General features: G+C 34.9%; 12 protein-coding genes. 3 read left to right on the plus strand and 9 right to left on the minus strand.

Going from position 1 to position 15,612, the window contains the following annotated elements; genetic code table 11:
- Positions 1–3 precede the first annotated feature (3 nt).
- Together ACJJVJ_RS10045 and ACJJVJ_RS10050 are read right to left on the minus strand one after the other, a co-directional pair.
- Positions 4–1,503, minus strand: a complete 1,500-nt coding sequence (locus ACJJVJ_RS10045) for a GH3 auxin-responsive promoter family protein (protein ID WP_405370100.1) — start codon at positions 1,501–1,503, stop codon at positions 4–6.
- On the minus strand, positions 1,504–2,370 hold the full coding sequence (locus ACJJVJ_RS10050; RefSeq protein WP_104514238.1) for a M23 family metallopeptidase: 867 nt from the start codon (positions 2,368–2,370) through the stop codon (positions 1,504–1,506). It lies immediately after the preceding gene.
- 167 nt (positions 2,371–2,537) lie between these two features.
- Between ACJJVJ_RS10050 and ACJJVJ_RS10055 the strand changes: the two genes are divergently transcribed.
- The gene (locus ACJJVJ_RS10055) at positions 2,538–2,732 is read left to right on the plus strand and encodes a twin-arginine translocase TatA/TatE family subunit (protein WP_405370101.1); all 195 of its coding nucleotides are present in this window, start codon (positions 2,538–2,540) and stop codon (positions 2,730–2,732) included.
- Between the two features lie 73 nt (positions 2,733–2,805).
- Here ACJJVJ_RS10055 and ACJJVJ_RS10060 read toward each other — a convergent pair whose 3' ends face one another.
- From ACJJVJ_RS10060 to ACJJVJ_RS10070, 3 genes are all read right to left on the minus strand, one after another.
- Positions 2,806–3,792 (minus strand): DUF4837 family protein, encoded by a 987-nt coding sequence (locus tag ACJJVJ_RS10060; RefSeq protein WP_405370102.1) that lies wholly within the window; start codon positions 3,790–3,792, stop codon positions 2,806–2,808.
- Between the two features lies 1 nt (position 3,793).
- Complete coding sequence (locus tag ACJJVJ_RS10065) at positions 3,794–5,356, minus strand: lytic transglycosylase domain-containing protein (RefSeq protein WP_104514235.1); 1,563 nt, start codon at positions 5,354–5,356, stop codon at positions 3,794–3,796.
- 181 nt (positions 5,357–5,537) lie between these two features.
- The gene (locus ACJJVJ_RS10070) at positions 5,538–6,719 is read right to left on the minus strand and encodes a phosphoglycerate kinase (protein ID WP_405370103.1); all 1,182 of its coding nucleotides are present in this window, start codon (positions 6,717–6,719) and stop codon (positions 5,538–5,540) included.
- A 223-nt stretch (positions 6,720–6,942) separates the two neighbouring features.
- Here ACJJVJ_RS10070 and ACJJVJ_RS10075 point away from each other — a divergent pair, with 223 nt between their 5' ends.
- Together ACJJVJ_RS10075 and ACJJVJ_RS10080 are read left to right on the plus strand one after the other, a co-directional pair.
- On the plus strand, positions 6,943–8,073 hold the full coding sequence (locus ACJJVJ_RS10075) for an ATP-binding protein (protein ID WP_405370104.1): 1,131 nt from the start codon (positions 6,943–6,945) through the stop codon (positions 8,071–8,073).
- Between the two features lie 93 nt (positions 8,074–8,166).
- Positions 8,167–8,562 (plus strand): hypothetical protein, encoded by a 396-nt coding sequence (locus tag ACJJVJ_RS10080; protein WP_405370105.1) that lies wholly within the window; start codon positions 8,167–8,169, stop codon positions 8,560–8,562.
- 127 nt (positions 8,563–8,689) lie between these two features.
- On the opposite strand, the gene ACJJVJ_RS10085 is transcribed toward ACJJVJ_RS10080, so the two are convergent.
- Genes ACJJVJ_RS10085 through ACJJVJ_RS10100 form a run of 4 tightly spaced genes read right to left on the minus strand, consistent with a single transcriptional unit; the run spans position 8,690 to position 15,372 of the window.
- Positions 8,690–9,529, minus strand: coding sequence for a class I SAM-dependent methyltransferase (locus ACJJVJ_RS10085; protein WP_405370106.1), 840 nt, complete (start codon positions 9,527–9,529; stop codon positions 8,690–8,692).
- 19 nt (positions 9,530–9,548) lie between these two features.
- Complete coding sequence (mnmG, locus tag ACJJVJ_RS10090; protein ID WP_405370107.1) at positions 9,549–11,420, minus strand: tRNA uridine-5-carboxymethylaminomethyl(34) synthesis enzyme MnmG; 1,872 nt, start codon at positions 11,418–11,420, stop codon at positions 9,549–9,551.
- Between the two features lie 3 nt (positions 11,421–11,423).
- Positions 11,424–11,843, minus strand: coding sequence for an rRNA maturation RNase YbeY (gene ybeY, locus ACJJVJ_RS10095; RefSeq protein ID WP_104514229.1), 420 nt, complete (start codon positions 11,841–11,843; stop codon positions 11,424–11,426).
- On the minus strand, positions 11,836–15,372 hold the full coding sequence (locus tag ACJJVJ_RS10100) for a DUF4175 family protein (protein ID WP_405370108.1): 3,537 nt from the start codon (positions 15,370–15,372) through the stop codon (positions 11,836–11,838). The genes ybeY and ACJJVJ_RS10100 overlap by 8 nt, the downstream gene beginning before the upstream one ends.
- Positions 15,373–15,612 lie beyond the last annotated feature (240 nt).

Raw genomic sequence — 15,612 nt, forward strand, 5'->3', positions numbered from 1 at the left:
TTATTAGCCAATAATCTTCTCGAGCACCTCAGCAATTTTTCTATCGTTAGAAAGACGTGGTAATTTATTCTGACCGCCTAATTTACCTATGGTTTTCATATATTCTTTAAATCCATTTTCTGGTACTGCAGTGATAATTAAAGGTTGTAGAATCTTACCGGTGATTAAATCGTCATAATAAGAGTTTTGTTCTCTCATTTGAATATCAAGTACTTGTGCCAGTTTATGAAGATCTACATTTGTAGCATCACCCAATTCTACAAACCACTCATGATATGGCAATTCATTATTTGCTGGGCTTAATTGTGGTGCGACAGTAAATTCATTAATAACAATACTCAATTGATTTGAGGCTGCTTTCATAGCCTCTTCTACTTCTTTACCTATAACATGTTCTCCACTAGCGCTTATGTAATGTTTTATACGACCTGTAACCACCACTCTATATGGTGCCGTACTAGTAAATGCAATGGTATCACCTATGTTATAGGCCCATAATCCTGCTGTAGTAGAAATGATCATGACATAATTAACGCCTGTTTCCACCTCGCCTATGGTTAATCTAGGTGCGTTTTTATCATGATACTGATCTGCTGGTATAAATTCATAGAAAATACCTGCGTCTAGAAGCAAAAGCATTCCTTTTTCATCTTGTTTATCTTGATAGGCAAAAAAACCTTCACTAGCAGGAAAAAGTTCGATACTATCTACTTTACGACCTATAAGTTGATCAAATTTTGCTCTATAAGGCTCAAAATTAACACCGCCGTAAATGAATAGATTAAATTCTGGAAATACCTCACCTACTTTTTTACCAGTACGTTGCACGATGCGTTCAAAATACATCTGTACCCAACTTGGGATTCCAGAAATAACGCTCATATTTTCTGGTAGAGTCTCATCAATAACTGCTTCTACCTTAGTTTCCCAGTCTTCTATACAGTTGGTTTCCATAGAAGGTAACCTATTCTTTTGTAAATAATTAGGTACGTAATGAGCAACAATACCACTTAATCTACCTAGTTGAATTCCATTTTTAGATTCCATCTCTGGACTTCCTTGTAGGAAAATCATTTTACCGTCTACAAATTGTGCTTTTCCAGTTTCATGAACATAACTCAAAATCGCATTACGAGCTGCTTTTATGTGCTCGGGCATCGACTCTTTGGTAATCGGAATATATTTTGCACCACTAGTCGTACCAGATGTTTTTGCAAAATAAAGAGGTTTTCCTGGCCATAAGATATCACTCTCACCAGCTACTACTCTATCTACAAAGGGTCTTAATTCTTCATAATCACGCACTGGTACTTGTGATACAAAGTCTTTATGTGTTTTTATGTTGGAAAAGGAGTGCGCTTTCGCGAAAGCGGTATTACCAGCAGTCTTAATTAAATTATGAAACACTTTTTCCTGAGAGGCTACCGGTTTAGAAGCCCAACTTTTAGTTTTTCTATCGATGATGGTAGCAAAAACTTTTGCACCGAGTGACTTTAACGACATCTATTCAAAGTTGATAAAATTAGTAGGATCTAGTGGGTAACCATCGCTCCATATCTCAAAATGTAGATGTGGACCAGTTGTTAACTCTCCTGTATTACCTACGGTAGCAATTACTTCACCAGCTAGTACCTGATCATTTTGTTCTTTAAGCAAATTACCTGCGTGTTTATATACTGTAATAAGTCCATAAGGATGCTCGATAAGCATGGTATATCCTGTTTCTGAACTCCAGCTGGCAAAAACCACTGTACCGTCTGCAGCGGCTTTTATAGGTGTTCCTACGGTAGTAACAACATCTACGGCATAGTGTTTTATCTCTGTATCATAATTACTAGAAATAGTTCCTTTAACTGGCGGGAAGAAGACAAAGTTAGTTTTTGCTTTTGCACCGGCGATAACACTGTAACGGTCTGCTTGTGCTACCTCTTCTCTTAATAGACTATCTTCTTTAATAGGTGTAAGATCTGGAATCTCGGTACTGGTTTCAACTTTTGCAATGCTGTCTATACGTTCATACTCTTCTGTAGTGATGTCACCATTGAGAAGCATTTTTATACGCCCATAAAACTGATCGTTACTTCTTATCGCTATTTCTAATGAGTCTGTTCTCTTTGCCAGTTCTATATTATCGCGACGCATACTCACGTCTGCATAACCAGGAATGTACTCTCTAATAGGTGTAAAGGCTATAAGTGCCGTGGTTAATCCTATTAATAAAATAGCACTTATTACGGTCACTACAAATACATTAAGTCTGGTGAGTTTGAGACTAAAACGTTCTTCAAAAGTGTCGTCGTTGAGCACGACCATGCGGTAATGGTGTGTCCATTTGCTCTTTTGGTTTCTATTTTTTTTCTTCTTTGCCATGTGATCTTAACGTGTAACAAATATAAATAGTTTAGACTGGATAGTCTTCAAATACCGACTAGCAATATATACAACAAGGTAAATCCTATGAAATTAAAGATTAACACGCTTATTATTTCAGGTTATAAGGCATGTTGTATCTTTGTGCTTTATTAAAAGATCAAATCATGATAGCAAATTTCTTTTTGGCAATGCCAGGTATGTGGAGTATCATTCTAATAGTGGTTGTGGTTTTACTTCTTTTTGGAGGTAAAAAGATACCAGAATTGATGCGCGGTTTAGGTGGCGGAATCAAAGAATTTAAGGATGCCTCTAAAGAAGACGACACTAAAAAAGAAGAGACTAATAATCTAGACAGATAATTTAGAGACTTTAAAAAACAAAAAATGCGCATCATTCATGGAATGATGCGCATTTTTTATGTCTACTATTTTACTATTTCTTCTTCGTTTCCAAAAAATGAACGCTCTTTAAAATAGCCTCTATTTCAAATAAATAATTACGCTGTGCACTAGCCGGTGCACTCACGTATCCTTCTATAATTAACCAGTTATCTTTTTCTTTATTGTAAATAGCATAATTAACAAATGGTCCTGCCATAAACATATTCTTTACTTCCCAAGTTCCCTTAGTCTCATAGGCAAATTTACCGTCTATCTGACTTTCATTAAGAAAAGGTGAGAATGCAGGTTCTGTCTGGAATGGTCCACCATCTGTAAGAATTTTTATGGCACCTATAGAATCACGTACTTTTACAATATCCAGCACAGTACTATCACTACGTTTTATTCTATTGCGCTCTACTTCATAGATCATAAGATCCATAGTCCCTTCTTTAATACTTCTACGTAACCAGAAAAAATCGTTGTCGATCTCTCCATTATAAGTAGCAAAATGATAAGCTCGAGGTACAATAAGTTCTATACCAAAACGGTCTGTAATCCTATCTGTATTTAAGGCCACCTTATCCATAAGGTATTGCTTGCGCTTTACTTCTCCTTTATTAAATACAGCTATCATATCGTCTGCATTATCAGAGATTACCTTTGCTATATCTACCTTATCTGTACCACGTACCACTATACCTAATTGCGGATTTGCGTACAGGTCCTTTTTAATACTCACTCCACTACTATCTGACTGTTTAATGATCAAATAATTACGTGATTTTTTAAGCATTCCAGTAAAGGCAGCAGGTTTTACATGATTTAATGTAAACATAGGCTCTTCTCTTACTATGCCATCTAGTGGTCTAGCAAACTCTTTTCTAATCGTATCACCTAGCGGTCCATCCCAATCGTTATTTCCTATAACTACGAGTATATCGTTGAGTCTACCGGCACTATCTTGCACTACAATAGCCTTATCATCACAGCTTATAAAAGCTAGACATACTGCAAGTATTACATATAATTTTTTCATTTTACTTTAATTTAAGGGTGGCACCTACCTTAAGATCGTCAGATGTGGTAGGATTCAATTTACGTATGCTAGCAATAGATATGCCATATTTATTGGCTATTTTCCATAAACTGTCTCCACTTTTAATTTTATAAGTGGCTGGCGCTTTTGAAGAGCTAGATTTAGAAGTAGTTACTGGTTTTCTAGAGTGTATATATAACTTTTGTCCTATTCTCAAATTATTACTTCTCAAGTTATTCCAGCGTTTTAATTGGCTAACTTTTACGTTGTACTTATTAGCTATTTTACCTAGGTAATCACCATTTTTCACTCGATATACAGATCGGCTTTCTGCAACTAGCAATTCTGGAAGAGGTTTTTCTATTTTGTCAAATTCCGCTTTCGCGAAAGCGTACACAGCAGCCTCATTACTAACAAATTTTGCGGCATCTCTAACAGGAAGTCTCAGGTTATGATTTTTACCCTTTACAAAAGGAATAATATCTAGTTTATAAGAAGGGTTATGAAACTGTATTACCTCAAGATCTTGGTCTGTAAATTGCGACACATGTTCTAGAGATATCATTCTTTTAACTCTTATCGTGTCTGTTGCAATAGTTTTATAAATAGTCTGTTGCGGCTGGAATCCATGTTCTGGAGCGTAAGTGAAGAGATACATCATCGCCTGAAAAGCTGGTACATAACCGGCCGTCTCACGTGGCAAATATGGTCTAATATTCCAGTAGTTTTTATAACCACCACTGCGACGTATCGCTTTATTTACATTACCTGGCCCAGAATTATAAGCCGCGAGAACTAGATCCCAATCTCCATAAATTTTATATAAGCTACTCATGAATTTACACGCAGCAACTGTAGATTTTATAGGATCCATGCGCTCATCTACATAAGAATTTACTTCTAGATCATAATTGCGACCTGTGGTAAACATAAATTGCCATAATCCAGTGGCACCTACTCTACTCTTAATACGTGGGTCTAAGGCACTTTCTACTATAGCCAGGTACTTCATCTCTAATGGAATATCGTACTGATCTAAGTAAGGCTCAAATAAGGGAAAATAATAATCACTTAACGTCATCAATCGTTCCATGTAAACACGTTTGTAACTGAGTTTTTTATTGATCAGTTTTTCCAGCACCGGATTGTAATCTATCTGAAAAGGTGTGCTTTCATTAATCGCTGCTAGTCTAGCTTTAAGTGTGTCAGTAGGTAAGGTTTGATTTACCGTCTCACTATAATCCATTTGTACAATCTCTTTGTACATATACTCATATAAATCATTGTTATACAATTCATTGAGTAGTTTTTCATCCAGATCATCTACCTCAGGATGCACGATAAGTGGCGTACCTGCAACGGTAGTATCCATCATTATTTCTTGAACAGGTATTTCTCTAGATAATATAGTACCAGATTCTATAGAATCATTTTGAGCTTGTTGTCTTTTATACTCTTCATAAGAAATGACTTTGCCCGTAGTAGCTGTAGAATCTTGTTCTACTTGTGCCGCTAGTGGTGTAAAGACTACTGAAGATAGTAATAGTAAAAGGTATTTGTTCATGAATTGTTTCTGTAATTACTGTGAAATAACATTTTCTATTTGATGATTTTAGATATACAAATAGTAAAAGTGTGAGAATTTTTTAGACAATAACGTCTAACTATATTTATACTGAATAAGCTTTGCACAAACATATATGATTATGCAAAGCCAGAAATTCGTTTGTTTTTAAAATATGGGGTTATCCCTTAATAGCAGCTATACCAGGAAGTGTTTTCCCTTCTAACATTTCTAGCATGGCGCCACCACCAGTAGAGACATAGCTTACCTGATCTGCAAAACCAAATTGTTTTACCGCAGCTACACTATCACCACCACCTACTAACGAGAATGCACCGTTTTTTGTTGCCATTGCAACAGACTTACCTAAAGCGATAGTACCATTTGCAAACGGTTCCATTTCAAAAACACCAGCAGGTCCATTCCATAGAATAGTTTTGGCACTTTGTAACACTTCATGAAATAGCTCTCTAGACTTCTCTCCTACATCGAGTCCCATCCAGCCATCAGGAATTTGATCTATGGCAGCTTTATCTATAGTAGCGAGTTCAGAAAAAGAATTTGCAATCACAACATCTACCGGTAAGTGAATTCTGGTATTCGTTTCTTTAGCTTTAGCAAGAATTTCTAGCGCTAGGCTTTGTTTATCATCTTCTACTAGAGAGTCACCTATTTTACCACCTTGTGCTTTGATAAACGTATAAGCCATACCACCAGCTATAATTAAGTCATCTACTTTAGTTAGAATATTCTCAATAACCGTGATTTTAGAAGACACCTTAGCACCACCTAAAATAGCAACTAGTGGTCTTTCTGGGGTTTCCATTACTTTATCTAGACTATCGATCTCACGATTCATAAGTAGTCCAAAACATTTCTCTTCAAAATATTGTGCTATTACAGCAGTACTAGCATGAGCCCTGTGAGCAGTTCCAAAAGCATCGTTTATATATACGTCGCCCAGTTGTGATAACGCTTTCGCGAAAGCGGAATCTCCAGCAGTCTCTTCACTATAATATCTCAGGTTTTCTAGAAGTAAAACCTCACCAGGTTGTAAATCTTGAGCAGCTTTTTGAGCTACTTCTCCTATACAATCTTCTACAAATTTAACCTGAACACCGAGAATATCACTGGCTGTATCAACCACATGACGTAAAGAGAAATCATTTTCTTTATTCTTAGGACGACCTAAATGTGACATCAATATAACAGAACCACCTTTTTCTAAAACATGAATAATCGTCTCCTTTGCTGCCTGAATTCTAGTAGCATCAGTAACCTTAAAATTCTCGTCTAGAGGTACATTAAAATCAACTCTTATAAGTGCTTTTTTATTCTCAAAATTAATCTGGTCTATAGTCATCTTATTATATTCAAAATTGTTTAAAAACAAATATAACGGTTCTCGATCTACAATATCGTTGTAGGGAATGGAAAAAGGTGTAAGTTGTTTACTCTCGAGGGAAAACAGTAATATCTACCTATGTGAAACAGGTTGTTAAATTCATAAAGTATCATCTTCTCTTAAAGGAAGACTAGAGATGGATGTATTCCCATCTTTACCATCATCCACTTATATTTGCACTATGCAATATCAAGATGTTTTAGGACTTACTCATATAAAAAGCCACTTACAGTCTACTGTAAAAAATGGCCGTATAGCACATGCTCAAATGCTGGTAGGACCTACCGGTAGTGGTGTTTTACCACTTGCAATTGCCTATGCTAGAGATATATTATGTGGAGAGCATAATGAGAGTTGTCATGCACAACTTAATAATCTAGCGCATCCAGATTTACATTTTTCTTTTCCAATGCCATCGTCTGCAGGAAGTAGTAGTACAAAAGCAACCTCAGATATTTTTTTAAAAGAATGGCGTGTTTTTTTAAAAGAGAACTCTTATGGTAGTCTACCGGACTGGTACAAGGCCATCGATATAGAAAAAAAGAATGCCGAAATACGTGTAGCCGAAGCGCAACTTATCATGAAAAAGTTGAGCCTTAAATCTTATGAAGGTGGCTACAAAGTACTCATTATATGGGGTGCAGATAAAATGAATACAGAGGCAGCAAATAAGCTACTTAAACTTATAGAAGAACCGCCTAGTAAAACCATTATTTTACTCGTTGCAGAATCTGAAGATAAAATCATAAATACTATTAAATCTAGGTGCCAGATTATACATGTACCAAAACTTAATGCCGCTGTAATAGCCGAAGGATTACAAAAAAACCTTCAATTAACTGAAAGTCAAAGCTCTATAATTGCTAGGCAGGCAGATGGAGATTACAGAAAAGCGGTACAATTTTCACAAAATAATGCCGAAGATTTACAATTTGAACAGTGGTTTGTGCAGTGGGTACGCACCGCATTTGTCGCAAAGACTAAGATAACTGCGATTAACGAGCTTATGGATTGGGCGACAACTATAGCTAGTGTTAATCGTGAAACACAGATAAGATTTTTAAATTACTGTATTGAATTTTTTAGACAGGCTATGCTTAAAAACTATAAGGCAGAGAGCGCTGTATATCTAGCTCCGCAAAGCGGTTTTGACCTAAGTAAATTTGCTCCTTTCGTCGATGGAAATAGAATGATAGAAGTGCAAAAACAACTTCAAGAAGCTATTTATCACATAGAACGTAATGCAAATGGAAAAATAGTGTTTACCGATTTAAGTATCGGAATGACGCGTATATTACATTCAAAAGCCTAGAAATAAGGATAAACTACCATCTTTAAGTACTTTATCGATTAAAAAGCAGTAGTATTTAAAAGGATAGTATAATTGTAATACAATACAAAAGCCATGCTACTTACCTATTCCGGTATTATACTTCTTCTCATCTTCTTACTTGTTACTTACCTCATTTCTTCTTTTGAAAAAATATTTGCTTGGAAACAGACCTATAAGGACTTTTGCGGCTTATTTAAAGATGCTCTAAGCCCTTTTGTAGTTTTGATAAGTAATATAGTAATTCTAGGTATAGAAATTACGACTAGCACGATAATAGGAATTGCATTATTTAATATAGTAACAGAAGAAAGTTTACTTTATGCTCAATATGCATTTATACTATCCAGTATTCTTCTTTTGATTTTATTAGTAGGTCTTAGAATTGTAAAAGATTTTGCTGGCGCATCTAGATTAGGAATTTACTTCATAGTCAGTGTTGCAGGCCTATTTTGGTCTCAATATATATAATCTATCTGAAAATTAATAATGATAGGTACATCTTATTAATATTGACTTCAAATAATGAGTTTTGAGCGGTTTTAAATAAATCGTATACATATGTCATAACAAAATGAAAAAGCGCTTTTAAAACTAATTAAAAGCGCTTTTTGAGTACATAAGTGATAGAACTGGGCTCTTTATTAAATAAAGCTATACAATTTGATAGCAAGCCTATAATTATTCCTTTTATAAAAGGAGAAAATGATTTTTCATATCTCGATGATAAAATAGAAACATAAAAACTATCAAACCACATAGGTTTCATTTTTACGATTTCAAATTCTTTATCAAATAAACTTTTTACCGCTTTTTTATTAAAATGGAATAAGTGTCTTGGGACATCGTAGCCAGCCCAATACTTTCCATAAAATCGTGCATCATAAGATTTATAATTAGGTAAAGCTAGTATTAAAATGCCATGAGATTTTAGTAACGCAAGTATTTCCTGTTTTTGTTTTTCGACATCTGTTACATGTTCTAAAACGTGATACATAGAAATAAGGTCAAAACTATTTTCCTTAAAAGATTCTAAATTGGGTTTTAAAACAATTCCTTTTTCTCCTGCTATTTTTCTGGCTTTTGGACTAGGTTCAAATCCAGTTACTGTAATTCCTTTTTTTTGTAATGCGTTTACAAGGTCTCCTACTCCAGCACCTATATCTAATACTTTTCCATTTTTAATAAATCTACCTATGAGCGAAGTCTTAGATTTAAGATTAAAGGATTTTGCAAAATTATAGCAAAACGCAAAAAATGATTTTTGAGTATCATCGTGAGATAGGTAATCTTCACTCTCATAATAAAGATCTAATTGCTCTGGTTGAGGAATAGTCTTTATCAATTCTGTTTCTGGATCTAGATATAATTCGAACTTTTCTTGAGTTAGAAAGTAATCCTTAAGTTCTAAAAAAGGTTTTGAAAATTTAAAATTCATATAATTGTTTCACGTGAAACTATCGACCCATATGGACTAATAATACAGAAATATCACTAGGTGAAACACCAGAAATACGACTAGCCTGAGAAACAGTTACCGGTTGAATTTTTGTTAGTTTCTCTCTAGCCTCAAAAGAAAGCGATTTGATACTTTTAAAATCATAGTTAGGTGGAATCTTTACATTCTCTAATCGATGTAGCTTATCTGCATTATCTTTTTCCTTTGCTATATAACCTGCATATTTTACATGCACTTCTACCTGTTCTAAAATATCATTATCAAGGTCGTTATCTTCTAAATAAGTTTTAACCTGAGAAATGGTTTTAATATCTTCTAAATCAATTTGAGGTCTAGAAAACACTTTAAACAATTTATCATTTTGAGTAACCTCTTTACTTCCCTTTGCGACAAGTAAATTATTCATCTCTTTAAAATCATAACTTGTATCACGTAAAAACTGAACCATTTTTTCAGATTCTGTTGCTTTACGATCAACTCTTTTAAGAGCCTCATCGGTAATAATACCTAACTCAACCGCTCGTGGTGTTAACCTCAAATCGGCATTATCTTGTCTTAACAAGGTTCTATATTCTGCACGAGAAGTAAACATTCTATAAGGCTCTTCTGTACCTTTAGTAATAAGATCATCTACAAGAACTCCTATATATGCTTCGTCTCGTTTTAATATGAAAGGTTCCTCTTCTCTAATTTTACGCACCGCATTAATACCAGCCATTAAACCTTGAGATGCTGCCTCTTCATAACCAGTAGTACCATTAATTTGACCTGCAAAATAAAGACCGTCTACTAATTTTGTTTCTAACGTATGCTTTAATTGTGTAGGTGGAAAATAGTCATATTCTATAGCATAACCAGGTCTGAAAAATTTGACTTTTTCAAAACCAACTACACTACGTAATGCTTTAAATTGTACATCTTCTGGCAATGAAGTGCTAAATCCGTTTACATAAACCTCGCAAGTATTCCATCCTTCTGGTTCAACAAACAATTGATGACGATCTTTGTCTGCAAAACGATCGATTTTATCTTCTATACTAGGACAATAACGTGGCCCTAAAGACTGTATTCTACCATTAAACATAGGAGAACGATCAAAGCCTTCACGTAATAAATTATGCACCTCAGGACTCGTATAAGTCATGTGACAATCTCTTTGTTGCTTTAAAGAAGATGTAAGATTACTATAGCTAAACTTAGAAGTATCTACATCTCCAGGTTGCGGCTCCATCTTTGAATAATCTAAAGAACGACCATCTACACGAGGTGGAGTTCCCGTTTTCATTCTACCAGACTCAAAACCTAATTCCACTAACTGACCAGTGATTCCTGTAGAGGCTCTTTCACCAGCTCTACCACCACCGAACTGTTTATCTCCTATATGAATAAGTCCATTTAAAAACGTACCATTTGTAAGTACAACAGATTTAGATCTAATTTCAATCCCTAAAGAAGTACGCACACCTACTGCCTTACCATTCTCTACGATTAAACCAGAAACCATTTCCTGATAAAAATCCAATAGAGGGATTGCCTCTAACTGCAATCTCCATTCTTCAGAAAAACGCATGCGGTCATTCTGTGTTCTAGGAGACCACATAGCAGGTCCTTTAGACTTATTAAGCATCTTAAACTGTATTGCACTCTTATCAGACACAATACCGCTTAGTCCACCTAAAGCATCTATCTCACGAACTATCTGTCCTTTTGCAATACCACCCATGGCCGGATTACAAGACATCTGTCCTATCGTTTCTAGATTCATGGTTACAAGTAACGTACTAGCTCCCATATTTGCAGAAACAGCAGCAGCTTCTCCACCAGCATGGCCAGCTCCTACTACTATAACATCGTATTCTTTATCAAACATTGCTTATTGTTTCACGTGAAACATCACGATTTTCTCATTCTCTTTTTCACGCATAATACGTGCTTCTTCATCACTCTTATCTCCATAACCACATAAATGCAATACACCATGTGCCATGACGCGATGCAATTCATTTATCTCGCTTTCGCGAAAGCTAACAGCATTTTCCTTAACCCTATCCGTACTTATATAAACCTCACCGTTTATTAAACCGTCTAGACAGTAATCAAAAGTTATAATATCTGTATAGGTATCATGATCTAAATGATCTTGATTAATTTTCAAAAGATACTCGTCTGAACAAAAAACAAAGGACAATTCTCCTATAGTTTTACCCTCAGAAATGACTATGGATTCTAACCATTTTGAGTAAACAACCTCATCGAGTTGCTCAAAATTATTCTGGTAATTTAATTCAATCATTAGCTTTAAAATACTCCTTTACCTTATTGCGGTATTGGGGCTGCAAAGGTAATACTTGTCTATTTAAAATCTCTTTGTTATTAAAGTACTTAGAAGCATCAGGAATTTCGGCTTTTGTATTGTTATTAAAATCTCTAACATTGGTTGTGGATTCTCGTTGATTCTCCTCGCCTTGTTCTAAACCGGCATCTTTTAATTTTAATAAATCGTGCTGTATATCCATCATACGTTGTTGCACTTCTCTATTGAAACCTTGATCCAATAGTTTGCGCTCAACAGCTTTCATTTTATCTGTTATATCACCTACTTTACCTTCCAATCCTTCACGACGTATCATATCTTCTAGCTGATTACGTAACTCCTGTTGTTGTTTATAAATATCATAAATACGAGCAGCCTCCTGTTCACTTTCTCTATAACCTTGTTGTTCCCCATCTTCACCACCAGATCCTCCTCCATTACCAGAACCATTATTGCCGCCTTTTCCAGAATCACCACCTTGGCCGCCTTGTCCACCTTGGCCACCATTTCCAGATTCACCGCCTTGGCCACCTTCACCACCTTCACCTGACTCACCACCTTCTCCACTTTGTCCTGATTTACCAGACTCACCTCCTTGACCAAACTGACCATCCTTACCAGATTGTCCAGACTCACCACCTTCTCCACTCTCACCGCCTTGACCGCTTTCCCCATCTTTACCACTTTCACCAGACTTACCAGATTCACCATCTTTACCTTCTTCTCCCGCCCCAGACTTAGATAAACTTTCTTGTTTTTTAATAATATTAGGTAATTGAAAGCCCTGACCAGATTCACCAGATTGCCCCATACCTGGCATGGGTATACTATTATTCATAGCGTCTAAAGACGAACTCAACATATTTGCCAAAGTGTTAGCACCTTTAAAAACAAATTGCTGAGACACCTGACCCTTATTCATTTCAAATTCTGCAATTTGATCTAGAGATTTATCTAGGTAATAATAAATATCTGTAACCTCTTCATTAATCTCCTGACCTACCTTAGGGTTGCGAGTTGCTAGAGCAAATAAACTATCATCCACATGCTTAAAGGCGCTTTCTAAATCCTTTTGAAACTTTAATTTACTTCCCAGATTAGGACTTAATCTATTCATGTCACGCATAGATTCCATTAAACCCTCTTCCTCTTGAGAGAAAACAATCAAATTATCTAGAATTTGTCTCAAACTTTCAGCATCTTCCTTAATTTGATCAGCTGACATTTGAGCCATTTGAGAAGACATTTTCTGAGATTGTTGCTGCATTTTTTGAGCAGCACTTTTCTGTTTCTTTTGCGCATCAGATGATTTTGAGTTTTCAAGATCTTGACTGGATTGCTCTTGATCTTCTTGAATTTCTTCAGAATTTTCAGGTTCAAATTCTAAACTCATAGGATCTTTAAGACCATCATTCTCTTCTTCTAACTCTTTAAGTTGCTTCTCCCATTCTTTGTATTCTTCATTCAACTTATCCTGATCTTCCTTCTTATTATCTTCACCTTCCTTCTCTGATTGTTCCTTTTGTTTCTGTGCTATTTTTTGAAGCTCCTTACCTAATTGTTCAAACTTTTGCTCTACATAATAGCGCTTTGTTAATTCCAATAATTGCTCAAGATTACGTTGCTGCTTTTTAGAATTCTTCTTAGCTTTCTCCACTTTTTCCTTTAATTCTTCAGCGGAAAGTTTTTCTTGATACTCCTGTAATTCCTTTAATAATTCTTCATTCTTTTTAAGTTCCTCGGCACTTTTTTCCATACGATCTTCAAGAACATCTTTCATTTCATCTTCTTGTAGATTTGATTTTTGAAGATTTTGTTTCATTTTATCCAACTGCTGTCGCATTTTTTGCTCCTGCTTTTGTTGGTTTTTTAAAGCTTGTTCTAACTTGCGTTTATCATTAAAACTACGATTCTTCTTCTGGAATTGTTCTTGAGATAATTGATCCAGCTTTTCTTGTTGTTTCTGTTGTTCCTTAACAGCTTCTTCTAAATTTGATAAAGATTCTTTTTGTTGAGAGAGTTGCTTTTCCTGAAACTCATCAATAGACAATTTGCGATAAGAAAACACTTCTGACTTTGTAGATTTAAAACTATTCACAGCGTCATTATCGATAACTTCAAAATAAAATTGATAACTCTTACCTCCTTCTAATTTGACATTACCAGGAAAGGTTAGTAGAAATTGATCAAAAGTTCCACGATTAGAACCCAGATCATAATTTATAATTTTAGAAACATCGTCTGCTGGATAATAGACCAACTGCATTTTACGTATACCATAATCGTCGGACGCTTGACCTTTAAAATACATCAAATCAGAATCCACAGAATCCTTTTTCATCTCTAAATCTAGTTCTGGATATTCATCTTTTACAACATCAATTTTAAAATTAAGAACTTCAAAATCTTTGATGTTAACGTTAGAGGTAGCAATCGAATATTTAAAAGGTTGTGATACCGCTTTCGCGAAAGCGAAACTATTATCATTCTTTTTAAACGGAAATCTTTCTTCTGGGGTTATAAAATCTACGTGGCTCGTCTTAGAAGTTTTTAATTTCCAAGTAATCTTAGTGCCTTGCGGTACAACTGTATTACCTGTACTAGCAAGGACATCATCCTTTTTACCAGTATGCGATGGATAATCCAAGAATAAATCAAAACCGTTTAAAACCGGAACGTCATCTACCTGAAGTGTATAATTAAGACTATTAACTTCATTAGCCGATAGATAAAATTGAGTAGCTTGAGTAGGTTTAGAAAAAATAAAACTAAACTTACCTGGAGAATCTTGAGTTAAAAAATAGGTCTGATCGTTATAATGAATACTCGCATTTTCTGGCAGTTTACGACCACTTACCTCTACATTGAGTTTAAAGTCCCGACGTTGTAAAGTGTTGAGATCTTCATTGAGAATGGTAAAAGTAAATGGCGCAGGTGGAATGTATTCATTATTAAAATCTGCAACACGTTTTGCACTATCCGTTAAAACTTCATTATTACCAGTAAAAAATAAACCAGCTATAATTACCAACGGAATAGCAAGATACGGTAGGTATTTTTTGTTTTTCTTGTAATCTATCGCAAGTGTAAATGGTATGGGTTTAAGACTCTCACTTTTTTGATTAATACTAGCCCATGTGAGCTCATCATCTCCTCCATTTTTATGAAGCTGTAAAACATTAATTAATTTATCAGACACTTCAGGAAAATGAGTACCTATCATAGAACTCGCATCTCTAAAATCTATACCTCGAGATAACTTAAATAATCTTGCAAGTGGTAAAAGAACAAAACGAACTAATAGAAACAATTCCATCATTATAAACAGACCGAATAATACGGTTCTACCTACTGGACTTAACCACAGAAAAAATTCAATCACTACGGTAAACAAAAAATACAGTAATCCTAAGGCCAAAAATAAAATTATACCTCTTATCAATTCATTGCGGTAATATTTACTTATAAACCGCTTGAGCTTGAGCTCTATTATCTCAAAATTTGTCATTTTGTATAGTATCGTGTGCTTACCGTAAATATAACGGATTACAGCGACGTTTAAATTATCAATATGTCCTAGCCTTAAAAAATCTAGAAAAGCCTGTAAATAGCTATTAAAATCAACCGATTTTTAAGAGTTATTTGATTAAAATCTTAAAAACTATAAGATAATCTTATTATTAACAATACTACGAATTTTGTTAATAAACCTAGGTATTCTACAGGTGATAATATTTCTTAAAAAACG

This window comes from Nonlabens sp. Asnod2-A12 (genome assembly GCF_045063745.1).
Classification (GTDB): Bacteria; Bacteroidota; Bacteroidia; order Flavobacteriales; family Flavobacteriaceae; genus Nonlabens; species Nonlabens xylanidelens.